The organism is Staphylococcus sp. GDY8P54P (genome assembly GCF_017892645.1).
GTDB classification, from domain to species: domain Bacteria; phylum Bacillota; class Bacilli; order Staphylococcales; family Staphylococcaceae; genus Staphylococcus; species Staphylococcus ureilyticus.
In genome coordinates, this window is record NZ_JAESLN010000028.1 from 48,003 (window position 1) to 66,370 (window position 18,368).

Genomic DNA, 18,368 nt, shown 5'->3' on the forward strand with positions numbered 1-18,368 from the left:
TTACAGGCGATTTAGCGCATGTTGGACGAAAATGTAAATAATTTAAGATGCGTTAATGAATGATGTGAAAGCATTTCTAATAGATGAGTTAATAAAGCATGTAATCATTGCAAGTCGCTGTGACAAATTTATTGATGCACTAATCATATAGAAGCGAGAGCATGAACGTATTTGCATTACGTTGTTTTTATCTCGCATCTGAGAAACACTTTAAAGGAGAATAGCATGGTATATTTGAAATCTATTGATGCCTTTGGATTTAAATCATTTGCTGAACATACAAATGTACAGTTTGATGAAGGTGTCACGGCAATAGTAGGACCTAATGGTAGTGGTAAGAGTAATATTACAGATGCAATTAAGTGGGTTTTGGGTGAACAATCTGCTAAATCATTACGTGGCGCAAAAATGGAAGATATTATTTTTTCTGGTGCAGAACATAGAAAAGCTCAAAATTTTGCTGAAGTAAAATTAAAATTAGATAATAGTTCAGGTAAATTAAATGTTGATACAGAAGAACTCGTAGTCACACGTCGTTTATATAGAAGCGGGGAAAGTGAATATTATTTAAATAATGACCGATCACGACTTAAAGATATTATAGAACTATTTTTAGATTCAGGATTAGGAAAAGAAGCATTCAGTATAATATCTCAAGGTCGCGTAGATGAAATTCTTAATGCAAAGCCAATTGATAGAAGGCAAATATTGGAAGAATCTGCAGGTGTACTAAAATATAAAAAAAGAAAGGCAACTTCTGTGCAAAAATTAGATCAAACAGAAGATAACCTGACGCGTGTAGAAGATATCTTATTTGATTTAGAAGGTCGAGTCGAACCATTACGTGAAGAAGCTGCAATAGCAAAAGAATATAAACATCTGTCTAGTGAAATGGAAAAAAGTGATGTGTTGGTCACTGTTTATGATATTGGACAATATAATCAAAATATTTATGAACTAGACGAAAATCTCAATCGCTTAAAAAGTCAACAAGCTTCAAAAGATGCGGAAAAGGCACAGCATACACAATCATTAAATCAATATAAATCTGAACGGCAACAATTAGATGAAAAGATAGAATCTTTAAATTTTAAACTTGTTAAAGCGACTGAAGAAGTTGAAAAATTTGCTGGACAATTGAATGTGTTAGAAGAACGTAAGAAGAATCAATCGCAAACCAATGCACGATTTGAAGAAGAACAAGAAAGCTTAGAGACACAAGTGACAAATTTAAAGCAAGAGCAATCAGAAGTAAAAGAACAAATCAAACAGTTAAAAACGAAACAAAATGATCTAAATGAAGAGATACAACAATATGAATCACAACTTTATGTGTCCGATGAACAACATGATGAAAAGTTAGAATCAATAAAAGATGAATACTATCAACTCATGTCAGAACAATCAGATGTCAATAATGATATACGCTTTTTAGAGCATACAATTCAAGAAAATGAAACGAAGCAATCACGTTTAGATTCACGCTTGCTTGATGCCTATAAGGAATTAAAAAATATTCAAACTCAAATCACTGAAACAGAGAAACAAAGTTCAATCGCGAAAAAAGAGTTGAAAAAAGCAGAAAGTGATTTAGCATCTTATGAAAAACAACTAACGCAACTTAAAAATCAACAAAATGAATACGAAGAGAAATTACATCAAGCATACAGATTTAATGAAAAATTAAAATCACGTATTGATAGTTTAGCAACACAACAAGAAGAATATAGTTATTTTTTCAATGGTGTAAAACACATATTGAAAATGAAAGATAATAAACTTTCTGGCATCCGTGGTGCAGTAGCAGAAGTTATCCAAGTACCTTCGAATTTAACGAAAGCGATTGAAACTGCATTAGGTGCTTCGCTACAGCATATCATCGTTGATTCTGAAAAAGATGGTCGTCAAGCAATACAATATTTAAAACAAAATGGTCTTGGAAGAGCTACATTTTTACCATTAAACGTCATTCAACCTCGTAATATTGCCAGCGATATTTTGAAGATAGCTAATAGTTCAATTGGTTTTGTGAACGTTGCTTCAAGTGCGATACAAGTTGAAAATGATTATAAACATGTGATTCAAAATTTATTAGGCAATACAATAATTGTAGACAACTTGAAAAATGCTAACGAATTAGCTAGAAAAATTCGGTATCGAACACGTATCGTAACTTTAGAGGGAGATATTGTAAATCCAGGAGGTTCCATGACTGGTGGTGGTGATCGTAAAACTAAGAGCATTTTATCTCAAAAAGATGAGCTCTCAACAATGCGTGCGCAATTAGAAGATTATCAGCAACAAACTGTTTCATTTGAAAAACAATTTCAAGCAATTAAAGAAGAAGCCGATGCGTTAAGTAATACTTATTTCGATACGAGTCAAAGTTATAATACGATAAAACAAAACGTACATAAATTTGACTTAGAATTAGATAGATTACGTAAACAAGAAACACATTTAAAAAATGAGCATGAAGAATTTGAATTTGAGAAAAATGATGGTTACCAAAGTGAAACAAGTAAGCAAACCTTAAATGACAAAAAAGCGCAATTAGCAACAATCCAAGCGCAATTGCAAAAATTAGAAGAAGATATTAATATCTATACAAAATTATCAAAAGAAGGTAAAGAGAGTACAACGTTAATACAACAAAAATTACATCAAAAACAATCTGATTTAGCAGTAGTTAAAGAAAGATTAAGTACTCAAAAGCAAACGGAAACAAGGTTAACGCATCAACTTAAACAATTAAAAGAGCAAAAACAAAAATTGAGTGAGCAAATTGAATTATTTAATTCGGATGAGATAACTGGTGAAAAAGCTTTCGAAACGATTCAAAATAATATTGAACAAAGTAAAAGTAATAAAGCGCAATTAACAGAAGACTTGGCTACTATTAAATCACAACGCCAAACTTTGAATGATACAATTGAGACAACAGAGCGTAAGTTGGAAGAAGCAAATCAAGATATTTTATCGATTGAAAATCGTTACCAAGATATTAAAGCAGAACAATCTCGTTTAGATGTGCTAATCAATCATGCGATAGATCATTTGAGCGAGCAGTATCATCTTACTTATGAACGGGCAAGTGAATTATATACACTAGAAGAGGATATTGACAGTTTACGAAAAAAAGTAAAATTAACCAAAATGTCTATAGAAGAATTAGGCCCCGTAAATTTAAATGCAATTGAACAATTTGAAGAAATCAACGAACGCTATACATTCTTGAATGAACAACGTGCTGATTTAAGAGCAGCCAAAGCGACGTTAGAACAATTAATAGAAGAAATGGATAATGAAGTGAAAGAACGATTTAAAGAGACTTTTCACGCTGTACAAGGTCATTTTTCTGAAGTATTTAAATCACTATTCGGTGGAGGACAAGCAGAGTTGCGCTTGACAGATGATGATTATTTATCAGCAGGGGTAGATATTATTGTTCAACCACCAGGTAAGAAACTGCAAAACCTATCACTATTAAGTGGTGGGGAACGTGCTTTGAGTGCAATTGCTTTGTTGTTCGCTATTTTAAAAGTGAGATCGGCACCATTTGTCATTTTAGATGAAGTAGAAGCAGCCTTAGATGAAGCCAATGTTATACGTTATGCACAATATTTAAAAGCATTATCAAACCAAACTCAGTTTATAGTCATTACACATCGTAAGGGTACAATGGAATTTTCTGATCGCTTATACGGTGTAACGATGCAAGAGTCAGGTGTATCAAAATTAGTAAGTGTCAATTTAAATACGATTGATGAAGTCATTAAGGAGGAACAAGTATGAGCTTTTTCAAACGACTAAAAGATAAATTCACAACGTCTGCAGAAAATCAAAAACCAGACGAATTAGAACAAGAACAACAATCTGAATTAGATGTAGATCAACCTCAATCATCCGAAGCGCCTAAGGAAAAAACAAAGCAGCCAAAAAAATTAAAAGAAGCTGATTTTGATGACGACGGATTAATTTCAATTGAGGACTTTGAAGAAATTGAAGCGCAACAACTTGGTGCAAAATTTAGAGCTGGATTAGAAAAATCACGTGAAAATTTCCAAGAGCAGTTAAACAATTTAATTGCACGTTATCGTAAAGTTGATGAAGATTTCTTTGAAGCACTGGAAGAAATGTTAATAACTGCAGATGTTGGTTTTAACACAGTGATGGAACTCGTGGAAGAATTACGTACCGAAGCACAACGTCGTAATATTTCAGAAACTGAAGATTTACGAGAAGTTATCGTAGAAAAAATTGTAGAAATCTATCATCAAGACGATGAACACTCAGAAATTATGAACATTGAAAATGAAGGATTAAATGTCATCTTAATGGTAGGCGTCAATGGTGTGGGCAAAACGACAACAATTGGTAAATTAGCACATCGCTACCAAGCTGAAGGTAAGAAAGTGATGCTAGCAGCTGGTGATACTTTTAGAGCTGGTGCTATTGAACAACTCAAAATTTGGGGAGAGCGTGTTGGCGTAGAAGTAATGAGTCAAAAAGAAGGTTCGGATCCTGCAGCGGTTATGTATGATGCCATTAATGCAGCTAAAAGTAAGGGTGTAGATATTTTAATATGTGATACTGCTGGGCGTTTACAAAACAAATCTAATTTGATGAATGAACTAGAAAAAGTAAAACGTGTGATAGGTAGAGCAGTACCTGAAGCGCCTCATGAAGTCCTACTTTGTTTAGATGCTACTACTGGACAAAATGCCTTGTCCCAAGCTAAATCATTCAAAGAGGTTACGAATGTGACTGGTATTGTATTAACTAAACTGGATGGTACTGCAAAAGGCGGTATCGTTTTAGCGATACGTAATGAATTAAAAATACCAGTTAAATATGTTGGTTTAGGTGAAAAATTAGATGATTTACAACCATTTAATCCAGAAAGCTATGTATATGGACTGTTTGCTGATATGATTGAACAAAATGTTGATGATTCAAACGCAGCGGACGATCGTACAGATAGCACGGATGTACAGAATGAAGGCCATACAGATGACACAAAATGATTTAATTAAGACCATACGTATGAATTATTTATTTGATTTTTATCAATCATTATTAACGGAAAAACAACGTAACTATCTAGAACTATTTTATCTACAAGATTATTCTTTAAGTGAGATTGCAGATACGTTTGATGTGAGCCGCCAAGCAGTGTATGATAACATAAGAAGAACTGGTGATTTAGTAGAAGATTATGAAATGAAACTAGGTCTTTATCAAAATTTTGAAAAACGACAAAACATATATGAAGCAATCAAAAAGCATATTGATGAGCCAGAAATAATTAAACAGTATCTTCAAACGCTTGAAGATTTGGAATAATTGAGAGTATAAAGGAGGGTAATGATATGGCATTTGAAGGATTATCCGATCGTCTTCAAGGGACGATGCAAAAGATCCGTGGCAAAGGAAAAGTTACTGAAGCAGATATTAAATTAATGATGCGAGAAGTTCGACTAGCATTACTTGAAGCAGACGTTAACTTTAAAGTCGTAAAGGATTTTGTCAAAACCGTATCAGAACGAGCTTTAGGTTCAGATGTAATGAAGTCATTAACACCTGGACAACAAGTCATTAAGATAGTACAAGAAGAACTTACGCAACTGATGGGTGGCGAAAATGCAACCATCAAGATGGCCAATAAACCGCCAACAGTTGTGATGATGGTTGGTTTACAAGGTGCAGGTAAAACTACAACTGCAGGTAAATTAGCATTACTCATGCGTAAAAAATACAACAAAAAACCATTATTAGTAGCAGCCGATATTTATAGACCAGCTGCGATTGATCAATTACAAACTGTTGGTAAGCAAATTGATATTCCTGTTTACAGTGAAGGGGACCAAGTAAAACCTCAACAAATTGTAGAAAATGCAATTAAACACGCAAAGGAAGAACATTTAGATTTTGTTATTATTGATACGGCAGGTCGTTTGCACGTTGATAAAGCATTAATGGAAGAATTAAGTGATGTAAAAGAAATTACTAAACCAGATGAGATTATGCTTGTTGTTGATGCGATGACTGGTCAAGACGCAGTAAATGTAGCGCAATCGTTTGATGAACAGCTAGAAGTTTCAGGTGTAACCTTGACTAAACTAGATGGTGATACACGTGGTGGTGCTGCTTTATCAATTAGATCAGTGACACAAAAGCCAATTAAATTTGTTGGTATGAGTGAAAAATTAGATGGTTTAGAACCATTTCATCCAGAACGTATGGCTTCTCGAATATTAGGTATGGGTGATGTGTTAAGTTTAATAGAAAAAGCACAACAAGATGTAGATGAAGATAAAGCGAAAGATTTAGAAAAGAAAATGCGTACGTCATCATTTACTTTGGAAGATTTCTTAGAACAATTAGATCAAGTTAAAAACCTTGGTCCATTAGATGACATTATGAAAATGATTCCTGGCATGAACAAAATGAAAGGGATGAATAATCTTAATATGGATGATAAACAAATTGACCATATTAAAGCTATTATTCAATCTATGACACCTAATGAACGAAATAATCCAGAAACATTAAATGTATCACGTAAAAAACGTATAGCTAAGGGTTCAGGACGTACTGTTCAAGAAGTTAACAGATTGATGAAACAATTTAATGAAATGAAGAAAATGATGAAGCAATTTTCTGGTGGCGGCAAAGGTAAAAAAGGTAAACGTAAGCAAATGGAGAATATGTTAAATGGTATGAATTTACCATTTTAACAATTTTGTCTATAAAATAGTTGTAAAAGTAGTGAGTAGAACATAAGACATATTACAAAGTAAAGGACCAATCCGTATGAAAATGGATTGGTCCTTTTTATATGAATCATAAGTGATTTTGCTCGTGCATGCTTGCCTGGGGATATGGCTCGAGCCAGTAGTCTCTCGCTCATATCATAACCCTAGGCGTCAGCGCGTTACAAAATCATGGAAAATATTAAATGATGAAATTTTATGTGTAGGTGGGAAGTTATTTAATTTGATTTAGGTAAATTCATATTTTCCCTAAATGTCTTACCCTCATATTGTATTCTAAAAAGATTTCTTTTTTGTAATTCAGGAATGATGTAATCTACAAAATCTTCTAAGTTATTTGGTAAAGTTGCTGGCATTAAATTAAATCCATCAGCTACCCCTGCATTGAACCAACGTTCCATTTCGTCAACAATCTGTTCAGGCGTTCCGATGAGTGTCAAGTGTCCACCACCTGCACTGAGATAGCCTAACAATTGTCGTAAAGTTGGGTTTTTATCTTTTATAATTTCCAATACAGTTTGGTAACGACCTTTAGGGCCATTAAAAGATTCCAATGGTGGTAAAGGTGGGACCGGTTCATCCAAATCCCAATTATGACAATCTTGATGAATGAAAAATTCTAATTGATTTAATGCTGTTTCAGTTGCTAAATGTGTGTCTAGTTTTTGCTTTTTAGCATAAGCTTCTTCGTATGTTGGTGCGACATATGTGACTAGTCCTGGAAAGACTTTTAAACTGTTCTTTGATTTACCTGCTAATTCCAGTTGATGATTTAATCTTTTTCTAAATGTAGTAGCTTGTTGTATATTCCAAGCTACTGCATAAACGGCATCTGCGTATTTCGTAGCTAGTGCAATACCAGGGTCGGATGCACCAGCTTGCATAGCAACAGGTTTTCCTTGTAGGCTACTTGGTGTTGTTAAAGGTCCTTGTACTTTAAAGTGTTCTCCAGTATGACTAATGGCATGGATATGATTTGCATTGATTAGAATATCTTGTGTCTTGTCATGTACAAAATCTTCTAAGCTCCAAGATGTTAATAGTTGATTCATAACACATGCAAATTCATCTGCTTTTTTGTAGCGTTCGTGATGTGCGGGTAAACTAGACATGCTATGATTTGCAGCTTCTAAATCCGTCATAGATGTTACTAAATTCCAACCTGCACGTCCTTGGCTCATATGATCAAGACTCAATAATTGTCTTGCAGCAGTAAAAGGATTCGAAAATGTACTTGAGATAGTCGCAACAAGACCTATATGATGAGTTACTTGCGCAATTGCTGCTAAATTCATTAAAGGGTCAAACCAAAAAGCAGGCATGTCATTATCCGTTTTTGCAGGGAAAGATTGATTATCAGCAAAAAATATAGCATCTAGCAAGCCTCGTTCTGATAGTCGAGCTAACGATTGATAATAATTGATATCACCGATTCGTTCAATACTAGAATCTTGCATACGCCATGCAGCTTGGTGATGGCCACAACCGTAAATTAATACACCTATATTGAGATGTTGATCGTGCGTCATAATTGATGCCCTCCATATTTTAGTTCATTGTTAAACCGCCATCTACGGTAATATTTTGACCAGTGATACCATTAGCTTGATCGCTAACTAGAAATGCCACCATATTTGCTACATCTTGTGGTGTTGTTACTTTATGTAATGGTGTAGTCTGTTCAATTAAATCAAATACTTCATCTGAAGTGGCAGCACTGGCGTCTGTAGTTTTTAATAAACCACCAGAAACGACATTAGCTTTGATGCCATATTGACCAAGTTCAGCAGCAATATTTCTTGTAAAACCGATTAAACTTGATTTAGCGGTAGTATATTCATGATAGGGAACGACAGGATTTTGGTATAAATTCGTTCCGATAGATATAATAGTACCTGATTTATGCTCAATAAATTGGTCGATAACACTTTGGGTTACATTAAAAGCGCCTTTTAGAGTGCCGTCAATTTGTTGTTGGTAATCTGACCAATTTAAGTCTTTAAATGATTTTTGGCGAGAAGGATCAAATTTAAACCCTATAAGCGCATTATTCACAACAGCATCTATTTTTCCAAAATGATTGGTGGCTTCTGCAATTAATTGATCTACTTGTGCTCTGTCTGTGACATCAGCACGTATTGCAATTGCTTGTTCGTGACCAATTTCATCTACAACCTTTTCTGCTAACGCCTTATTCTGAAAATAATTGATAATTACATGATGTCCTTGGCGACCTAAAGTTTTTGCTATGGATGCTCCTAATCCTCTACTGCTACCAGTTATAAGTATTGTTTTACTCATCATTTCACTCCTAGAATCATTTATTAAATAAAAAAATACACAACCTCCATAAGAGAAGTTGTGTACTAAAAATCTACAATCTATAGTTAATATGCTGATATAGCTTTGTTATTTTTGTAACACTTCCCTCCGCTAGTATGGACTAGATCAGGTTCAAAGGGTTTGAGTAAATCTCATCTCAGTTAAAAAACACCCCTAGTGCATTTAATATTTAATTTATTTTCAATTTATAGTGTTTAATAGTTAATGTCAAGTTTACGATGATATCGAAAATAATATTGGTACAATGAAGTGATTAAAAGTATAAAATGGTAAAGAAGAAACTCTTTACAAACTTCTAGATAACTGTTAATATTATTTCTTGTAGAAAATAAAAATTAGAACACTCAAAGGAGAGAATATAAATGGCAGTTAAATTACGTTTAACACGTTTAGGCTCAAAAAGAAATCCATTCTATCGTATCGTAGCAGCAGATGCTCGTGCGCCACGTGATGGTCGTAACATCGAACAAATCGGAACTTATAATCCAAATAATGTAAATGCTCCAGAAGTTAAAATTGACGAAGAGTTAGCATTAAAATGGTTGAAAAATGGTGCTAAACCAACAGATACTGTACACAACATCTTATCAAGAGAAGGTATCTTGAAAAAATTTGACGATCAAAAATAATCGTCATTATTAGCACATAAAAATTTTAAAAAAGAGAGAGTCGTGGAAATCTTAGTCATTTAAAATGATTTCGACGACTCATCTCGGTATGGATGACTATGGTTGAATGTTAACCATTGTGCATGCCAATATAATCATAAAAGGCTGAGACAATTCGTTTGTCCCAGCCTTTTAAATTAGCATACCGGTAATTATTTATATAAAGCAACATCAACAATTTAGTAGGCTTATACGAGTGAATACATTGCTCAAGAATGACTTAAGATGATTTATGCAATATTTTAGCTCATAACATATAGAGAAGGTTTAAAATAATACTAACAATTCATGTTATAATTATTTTAGTCGAAAAATAAAAAATAACGAATTTCAATGATACATATACATTATCGGAGGAGCTTATATGAAAGTAGAAATAGGCAAAATTATCAATACACATGGTATAAAAGGCGAAATTAAAGTCCAATCTCACTCAGATTTTACAGATGTACGCTTTCAACCAGGTGAAACTGTGATGATAGAACGTCAAAACGAACCAACATTAGAATTGAAAATTGCGACATATCGTATGCATAAAGGGTTGCACATGTTGACCTTTGAAGGTATCAACAATATTAATGATATTGAGCACTTAAAAGGTGAAATCCTTTTACAAGATAGAGACCACGAAGAAATTGAATTAGGGGAGCATGAATACTATTACTCAGATATTATTGGCTGTACCGTATTCGATGATAATGAAACACCTATTGGAAGAGTGATAGAAATTTTTGAAACGGGTGCCAATGATATTTGGGTTGTCAAAGGTGATAAAGAATATCTTATACCATATATAGAAGATGTTGTTAAACATATAGATATTGAAGGTAGACGAATTGATATTACGCCTATGGAAGGACTGTTGGAGTAATGAAGATAGATTATTTAACTTTGTTCCCTCAAATGTTTGACGGTGTATTAAATCAATCGATTTTAAAAAGAGCGCAAGATAAGGAAATGCTACAAATTAATACTGTCGATTTTAGAGATTTTGCTGAAAATAAGCATAATCAAGTAGATGATTATCCATTCGGTGGAGGGCAAGGTATGGTGCTTAAACCAGAACCTATATTTAATGCAATGAAAGACATTGACAAAACAGAAAATACACGTGTGATTTTAATGTGTCCACAAGGTCGACCATTTAATCAAGAAATTGCACAGGAACTCAGTCATTCAGAGCATTTAGTTTTTATTTGTGGGCATTATGAAGGATATGATGAACGCATTCGCCAGCATTTAGTTACGGATGAGATTTCTATGGGAGATTATGTTTTAACAGGTGGAGAATTACCTGCGATGGTAATGACCGATGCAATTGTAAGATTAATTCCAGGTGTTTTAGGTAATCAACAATCACATGAAGATGATTCTTTTCAGGATGGATTATTAGAATTTCCACAATATACTAGACCACGTTCATATCAAGATATGAACGTACCAGAGGTATTATTGTCAGGAAATCATGCACATATTGATCAATGGCGTCATGAGCAAAAACTGATACGTACATGGGAAAAGCGTCCAGATTTATTAGAAAATTATCCACTTACGGATAAAGACAAAGATATTTTAGAAAGATACAAAAAGCAATTGAAAAATGAATAACAGTGTGCTAACATAATTTAAGTGTGCGACACACACGAAAATCACTATGATCCGCTGCTATATATTTGTCTAGGCAAGAACATAGGTTGAAGGAGAGAAAAAATAATGAGTAATCACAAATTAATCGAAGCAGTAACACAATCACAATTACGCACAGACTTACCTTCATTCCGTCCAGGTGACACTTTAAGAGTTCACGTACGTATTATTGAAGGTACTCGCGAACGTATCCAAGTATTCGAAGGTGTTGTAATCAAACGTCGCGGTGGAGGTATTTCAGAAACTTTCACAGTACGTAAGATTTCTTCAGGTGTAGGTGTGGAACGTACATTCCCATTACACACTCCAAAAATCGAAAAAATTGAAGTTAAACGTCGCGGTAAAGTACGTCGTGCTAAATTATATTACTTACGTGAATTACGTGGTAAAGCTGCTAGAATTAAAGAAATTCGTTAATCAGCATAAAAGTCATAAAAAAGAAGCGGTTCCTAATCGGAACTGCTTCTTTTTTATATTTTGTAATCAATTTGAAGATGATATTATCATTTTTTTATATAAATCCATTTTGTATAAACGAAACTTAAAATGATTCCAATAATACTTATTATTACTAATAACCATGTATGGGGCGGTGTATATTTAAGTGTAATTGTCTTTTGTCCTTGCTCTACAGGAATTACTGTCATGATACCATTACCTTTTTTAACTGGTAATGTTTTGCCTTTGTCTGTATAAGCTTTCATTCCATCTCTATAAGGCATTGGCAATACGAGGTAGCCTTCATCATTTTTATTTTTTTTAATTGTATAATGACGTGAATTTTGTGAAACTTTCACAGAATGTAGTTGTTTATGTGCTTTCTTTAATACATCATAGTTTTCTCCATAAATTCCTTTAACATTAAAGCGATAATTACCTTTAGATAATTTTATATTCAAGTCTTGCACAGATTTTACTCGCATCGTTACTGGAGTGACAAAACGTCTATATTTATAAGATAGGTTATTACGATGTTGATTATATTCATTCACACCAACATTGTGAGCCTTGTCTGGCCCTAACAATTCAACATCCATCTCTACATAGAGATCTTCATACTGATTTGCAATAGATGCTGGTAACTGATAATGGACACCTCCACCATCCTTAGAAACGGTTAATTTATTTTTTTGCGTACGCTTTGCATTAATTAAATTGGTAGAAGTTTCTGATAGTAAGTTTTTATTTGGTGTGAACTGTTGATTTGTAGAATATTCATCTGCTTGATCAAAAACTACCCCCTGTAACATAGCTTGTTCTTTATCCATAGGCGATTTGAGATCTTTTTTATCGAATACTTTATTTGTAATGTGCGCACTTGGATAATTGGCTTTATTTGTTGAATGTATAAAGGATTCCTCATCAGAATGTTTGATTGTACTTTGCTTAGAAAAGCCATAGGGGATATTCTTGTCTTCTGGGCGACGTATACGATCATTGACATCCCAAAGTGCCATCAAATTTGCTCTATTTGAAAGTAGACGATAAGTGCTGTTTTTATCCGTATGCATATTGATTTGTAATGTTTTATCATAATACTTTAAAATGTCGCCATCGAAAATGCTTGAATATAATGCAATACCGTTAAAATGATATATCATTGGTGAATTCAAGCCGTATTGTGACATGTAATCAATTCTACTGAATGGATCGTCTTGATGCTGTTTAATTTTATCTATTTTATTCGCTAATGCAGGACTTTTATATTTTGAATCATGCATTGATGAAACAGTTGATTCGTATTTTTGAACATTATTGAAATGGTCGTTATCTAAAATAATCGCTTGTTGAATAATGAATAATATGATTAGCACAATAGACGGCCATTTTAATTTGAATAGTGATTTTTTATAAAGCAATATGCCGATAAAAATCATAATTACGAGACAGATGCCCATCCATGTCATTTTCTGGTCTTTAACGATCATTTGCATGATTCCCATAATCATTAATACTGGAAGGGAAGCGAATATATACGACTTCAAAGATAATTCAGATAAATAATGAATGAACAATGCTATTAATCCAGCAGTAGTAAGTGCAAATATATAAACCCAACGGCGTTCAGGCGTTGAGAACCCATTAAACATACTATCAAAAAGAGGGGTTAGTGACCCTATAAGCATGATCCAAGTTGCAATCGCAAAAAGTTTATAATAATAATGTCGATATAGTTTAAAAGATAGTAAGGCAATGAGTGCGATGATAGTCACAGTGATATAAAATCCGTTTGTAAAAAAATGTTTTTGTCGTGCGAAATCTGTAATGACACCAAAATTAAAATTAGGATTACTTACTCTATCATTGTTTAAAAAAGAAGAAACGCCAGTATAAAAGCCCCAAATAGCAATTAAAGTACTTAATATAACAGCTGTAGGAATCATCCAAAGTTGTTGCTTCCTAGTAACAATATCTTTTGCATGAGGAAATACACATCTATAGATAAAGTAACTCAAAATTACAATAGCTTCGTAATAACTAAAATAAAAATTAGAAAATAATGTTAAAGCAATAGAAAAAATAAATAATCCTATTTTTCTATCTTTGTAAAACCGTTCAATACCGAGCAAAGATAGGGGAAGAAAAATTAATAAATCTCCATAATATGACCAAGTAAAATTAAAATAAATAACGGTTGTTGAAGCTGCATATAACATTGAAGCCAAAAATACTATGTGTTTTTTGAGCTTGATATAATTAAAGAAATAGAACGCAACGGTAAATGTAGCGATGCATTTGAAAAAAGCTACTATTAATTGATTGCTTGCCCAATACGTGATGTCGCTAGGGTTGCTATTAAATATTACTTCAGATAACCACACGAATAAAAAATTAATTAGTACAAAAGGTGAGGTTGCATAGTAATAGGATAAATCTTTTACATAATCTCCACCTAAACCAAAAGAATGGTCATAAAAACTTTTGAATTGGCTAAGGTGTTCGTAAAGATACATTTGGAAAGGCATCATTTGCCTAAAACCATCACCATGACCACTAAATACAGTACCGTCAGTTAAATAGCGATAAATATAAGGTGTGAACGTTAATAAAGCTACGCCGACGCCCATTAAAAGAATTGTTAAAAATCTTGTTAGTTTGTGGGACCAAATTCTATGAAACACGGTCATACCTCATCTCAGATAAACTCCTTTATTTAAGTTTAGATTTTTTCTTTAGACACCAAAAAATACTTATTAAGATACTTATAACTGAAATTATAATCATCGTAAACCAATATTTAGGGCGGTATTTAATGATAATTTCACTATCTTGTTTAGTGACTGGTACGCCAGTCATCATATAATTTACTTTTTTAGGTTTTACTTTTTTATGATCTACATAAGCCACCATACCGTCACGATATGGAATGTTAATCGTTGCGATTCCCTTTGTATGTGGTGCTAACTTCACTTTTACTCCATTTTTAATATCATTATAATAATGATTTTGTTTCTTATTATAGGCTTTTTTGAGTTTGCTATAATTTTCACCATGAAGACTTTGAATATCAAAATAATAACTACCTCTAGGGTTAATAGCTATGTTAATATTACCATCTTTGTCTGGTTGTGTCCTATATAGTTGGTTTTCAACACCAGTTTTATAGGTCGAATTGTTATACAACCGGTGGTTAGCATAATTATTTATATTAATTGTATAATTACTGTCGGGTTGACCACGTCGAACTTTTAAATTTAAATAAAAGTCTGAATAACGTTTTCTTATGTGATTTGGGACGTGAATTTTAATCTGACCTTGGTTTTTGGTCAGATAGATTTGTTGATTATTTTTCACTTTTATATTTTGGTAAGATATTTTAGTCGCATCGATAAGGTTTTGTGCGTTATCCGTGTAAGGTTTACCTGAATTTTTTATAACAACACCATCCAACATCGCATGTTCTCGATCGATAGGCGTTTTTAAAGTGTCGGAATTATATATTTGATTAGTCACTTTTACAGTAGGCAAGTTTAAAGTATTCTCATAAATGTGGTATTGTCCCTCACTTTTTACATTTTTAAAATAACTAGGCACATTGTTTTCGTAATCTTTTAACATTAAATATTTCATTGAAAATAAACTGCTAATATTTTGTCGTCCATTAGTACTTTGGTATCTACTCACTGATTCAGATTGAAGGTTAATTTTCAAATCATCATAGTAATAGTCTAAAATGTTATGATGAAAAATACTTGAATATAAACTTGAACCTTTAAAGAATTGATACATCGGTGTGTTATCTTGTTCATTAACACGCCAATCGATACGTTCGTCTTCCGTTTTTGAATGATTCATTTCAGAGACTAATTGTCTTTGTAACGGTGTGTTAAATAGACTTGCATTGACATAATAGCGATTTGCTCGTTCAACATGGTCTTCAAAATAAATTTGATTGCGTATAAAAACGGCTACAACAAGTGTCGCTAATATCAATATGGCAGTATAATAAAAATAAATGAAACGTTTACGATAAGCTGAAGTTTTAAGACATAGTACTAGTAAGCCTATCAAACAAACAATAGGTGTAAACCAGAGCCATGCAACAAAATCATCATAAATCCATGCACTCACATAAATAAAACTTAAACTGATGATTGAAGAAAAAATATAGTTTTTAATTGTTAACGTGCTAAAGTATTTTACATATAGCCCAATGAGCAATGCAGCATTAAAAGCAATTAGATAATGCCATCTTTTTTGAGGAGCAGAAAAACCATTAAAGAGCTGATCGACAAATGGTAAATAATTAGCGCCTATAGTAAGTATCATAAAAATTGCAAATAACTTAAAATAAAAATGCTTGTATAGTTTAAATGATAACAGTGCTTGTATTACTATAAATAAAATGACTATTAAGTAATTGTCATAAAATACATTCGTGTTTTGGTTGAAAGGTTCTAAAATATCTACGTCTCCATTAAAAGGTATACGTCTGTTATTGGTATAAGCACGTAAACCGTGATAAAAAAAGAAAAGACTACAACCTAGTGCTAAAATTGCAGCAATGAAGATGGTATATATTGCTTTAAACCTAGGTACGATATCATGTCTATGTTTAAATATTAGTCTAACTGTAAAATAGATTAGACCTACGATGAGTTGATAATACGCAAAATAAAAGTTATTTATTAAGGAAACTGTGACTACGATGATAAACATGGCTTTTTTTTCTTTTTGTAAAAATAATTCAATAGACCATAAGAGTAGCGGTAATAATATAAAAATATCACTGAAAAATGGCCAATATACAGTAAATCTAAAATAGAGTGGTGATATGACAAAAAGATATGACGTTAGTACTGCGATGCTTTTATTTTGAGTAATATAGCGTACAAAACCAAAAGTTGCTAACATCGCTAATGTTGATTTAAAAATGGACAATACAATAGCATTTGTCATCCAAAACATAATGTCTTGCGTGTCCCAATCAATCGCTAACTTTATGAGAAAGATGAAAATTACATTAAGTATAAACAAAATATTGGTTGAAAAATAGTAACTTAGGTCAGTGAAAAAATCTCCACCTAATCCGAAATCAGTGGCGTAAAACCATTGACCTTGACTCCATTTATCATACAAATACATTTGCATCGGTATCATTTGTTCCATGCCATCATTGGGCCCCGTAAATAAAACACCCTCATTTATAAATCTATAGATAACATAGCCATGTCCAATGATTGCTAATATAAAGCATAATAATATGTAAAAAAGCATCCTTTTCATGAGTAGTCTCCTGTAATCGAATTATTATTAATTCTATTGTAACGATTTTTTAGATTTATTGATAAAAATTACCATTATTTAATTTAAGAAAATTAATTTAAATATTATACTTATTTTGAAATTTAGTATTGATAAGATACTCAGTTGGTTAGTTTCACTACAATTCTAGACAATTTGGTAATTATTATAGGAAAATAGTGTGAATGAGTTTTTTTAATAAAGTAAATACAAATTTTTATTTATAACTATTCACCCCTCATGTTATGATTTTAAGGTCAATGAATGGTATGAGTAAAATATATAATTTTGAAACATAAACGTATGAGAAAGGTGATGTACATGGTAATTCAATGGTATCCAGGGCATATGGCGAAAGCAAAACGAGAAGTTGCAGAACAATTAAAGAAAGTAGATGTTGTTTTTGAACTAGTAGATGCTCGTATTCCTTATAGTTCAAGAAACCCAATGATTGATGATGTTATACAGCAAAAACCGAGAGTAGTGATTCTGAATAAAAAAGACATGGCGAATTTAAAAGAATTAGAAAAATGGGAGTCTTATTTTAAAGAAAAAGGCTATTATCCTGTGGCGATTGATGCTAAACATGGAAAAGGACTAAAATTAGTAGAACAAGCAGCTATTAAAGCAACACAAGAAAAATTTGATCGTGAAAAGAAAAAAGGATTAAAACCACGTGCGATTCGTGCGATGATCGTCGGCATTCCTAATGTTGGGAAATCTACACTTATTAATAAGTTAGCCCACAAATCTATTGCTAAAACTGGAAATACACCTGGTGTTACAAAGCAACAACAATGGATCAAAGTTGGCAATTCGCTCCAATTATTAGATACACCAGGTATACTTTGGCCCAAATTTGAAGACCAACTTGTAGGAAAAAAACTAAGTATTACAGGTGCGATTAAAGATAGTATCGTTCATTTAGATGAAGTTGCCATTTACGGTCTTGAATTTTTAAAAACGCATGATTATGAAGGATTGAAAAATCATTATAAAATAGATGTACCGATAGAAGCAGAAAATATAGAATGGTTTGATGCTATTGGACGTCGTAGAGGATTGTTGCGTAGTGGTAATGAAGTTGACTATGAAGCGGTCATTGAATTAATCATACATGAAATTAGAAATGCGAAAATAGGAACATATACGTTTGATGTTATTAAAGAAATGGAAGTGTAACGTGAAT

General features: G+C 32.7%; 13 protein-coding genes and 1 riboswitch. Of the genes, 9 read left to right on the forward strand and 4 right to left on the reverse strand.

The genetic code is table 11. The features are described 5' to 3' along the window. The first annotated feature begins 225 nt into the window (after positions 1-225). The 4 genes from smc to ffh are packed head-to-tail and all read left to right on the forward strand — an operon-like array spanning position 226 to position 6,740. A complete protein-coding gene (smc, locus tag KA883_RS08975; protein ID WP_210139957.1) occupies positions 226-3,795 on the forward strand; it encodes a chromosome segregation protein SMC in 3,570 nt (1,189 codons plus the stop codon). Beyond that, positions 3,792-5,027, forward strand: a complete 1,236-nt coding sequence (gene ftsY / locus KA883_RS08980; protein WP_046208658.1) for a signal recognition particle-docking protein FtsY — start codon at positions 3,792-3,794, stop codon at positions 5,025-5,027. Before smc ends, ftsY begins: the two co-directional genes overlap by 4 nt. Then, complete coding sequence (locus KA883_RS08985) at positions 5,014-5,346, forward strand: putative DNA-binding protein (RefSeq protein ID WP_046208657.1); 333 nt, start codon at positions 5,014-5,016, stop codon at positions 5,344-5,346. Before ftsY ends, KA883_RS08985 begins: the two co-directional genes overlap by 14 nt. 26 nt (positions 5,347-5,372) lie before the next feature. Further along, positions 5,373-6,740 (forward strand): signal recognition particle protein, encoded by a 1,368-nt coding sequence (ffh, locus tag KA883_RS08990; protein WP_210139958.1) that lies wholly within the window; start codon positions 5,373-5,375, stop codon positions 6,738-6,740. 254 nt (positions 6,741-6,994) lie between these two features. On the opposite strand, the gene KA883_RS08995 is transcribed toward ffh, so the two are convergent. Further along, positions 6,995-8,305, reverse strand: coding sequence for an LLM class flavin-dependent oxidoreductase (locus tag KA883_RS08995; protein WP_046208655.1), 1,311 nt, complete (start codon positions 8,303-8,305; stop codon positions 6,995-6,997). Between the two features lie 19 nt (positions 8,306-8,324). Continuing rightward, on the reverse strand, positions 8,325-9,077 hold the full coding sequence (locus KA883_RS09000) for a 3-oxoacyl-ACP reductase (protein ID WP_046208654.1): 753 nt from the start codon (positions 9,075-9,077) through the stop codon (positions 8,325-8,327). Positions 9,078-9,184: 107 nt separating this feature from the next. Beyond that, positions 9,185-9,284: riboswitch (TPP riboswitch) on the reverse strand. Positions 9,285-9,481: 197 nt separating this feature from the next. Between KA883_RS09000 and rpsP the strand changes: the two genes are divergently transcribed. From rpsP to rplS, 4 genes are all read left to right on the forward strand, one after another. Beyond that, a complete protein-coding gene (rpsP, locus tag KA883_RS09005; protein WP_019468468.1) occupies positions 9,482-9,748 on the forward strand; it encodes a 30S ribosomal protein S16 in 267 nt (88 codons plus the stop codon). A gap of 403 nt (positions 9,749-10,151) precedes the next feature. Then, positions 10,152-10,658, forward strand: a complete 507-nt coding sequence (gene rimM / locus KA883_RS09010; protein ID WP_046208653.1) for a ribosome maturation factor RimM — start codon at positions 10,152-10,154, stop codon at positions 10,656-10,658. Beyond that, positions 10,658-11,395, forward strand: a complete 738-nt coding sequence (gene trmD / locus KA883_RS09015) for a tRNA (guanosine(37)-N1)-methyltransferase TrmD (protein ID WP_046208652.1) — start codon at positions 10,658-10,660, stop codon at positions 11,393-11,395. The genes rimM and trmD overlap by 1 nt, the downstream gene beginning before the upstream one ends. A 105-nt stretch (positions 11,396-11,500) precedes the next feature. Next, a complete protein-coding gene (gene rplS, locus KA883_RS09020) occupies positions 11,501-11,851 on the forward strand; it encodes a 50S ribosomal protein L19 (RefSeq protein ID WP_019468465.1) in 351 nt (116 codons plus the stop codon). 86 nt (positions 11,852-11,937) lie between these two features. On the opposite strand, the gene KA883_RS09025 is transcribed toward rplS, so the two are convergent. Further along, positions 11,938-14,556: a YfhO family protein gene (locus KA883_RS09025; RefSeq protein ID WP_080937824.1), complete on the reverse strand. Its 2,619-nt coding sequence runs from the start codon at positions 14,554-14,556 to the stop codon at positions 11,938-11,940. A 28-nt stretch (positions 14,557-14,584) separates the two neighbouring features. Next, positions 14,585-17,161, reverse strand: a complete 2,577-nt coding sequence (locus KA883_RS09030) for a YfhO family protein (RefSeq protein WP_046208650.1) — start codon at positions 17,159-17,161, stop codon at positions 14,585-14,587. 339 nt (positions 17,162-17,500) lie between these two features. Between KA883_RS09030 and ylqF the strand changes: the two genes are divergently transcribed. Next, positions 17,501-18,361, forward strand: coding sequence for a ribosome biogenesis GTPase YlqF (gene ylqF, locus KA883_RS09035; protein WP_046208649.1), 861 nt, complete (start codon positions 17,501-17,503; stop codon positions 18,359-18,361). The last annotated feature ends 7 nt before the right edge of the window (positions 18,362-18,368 follow it).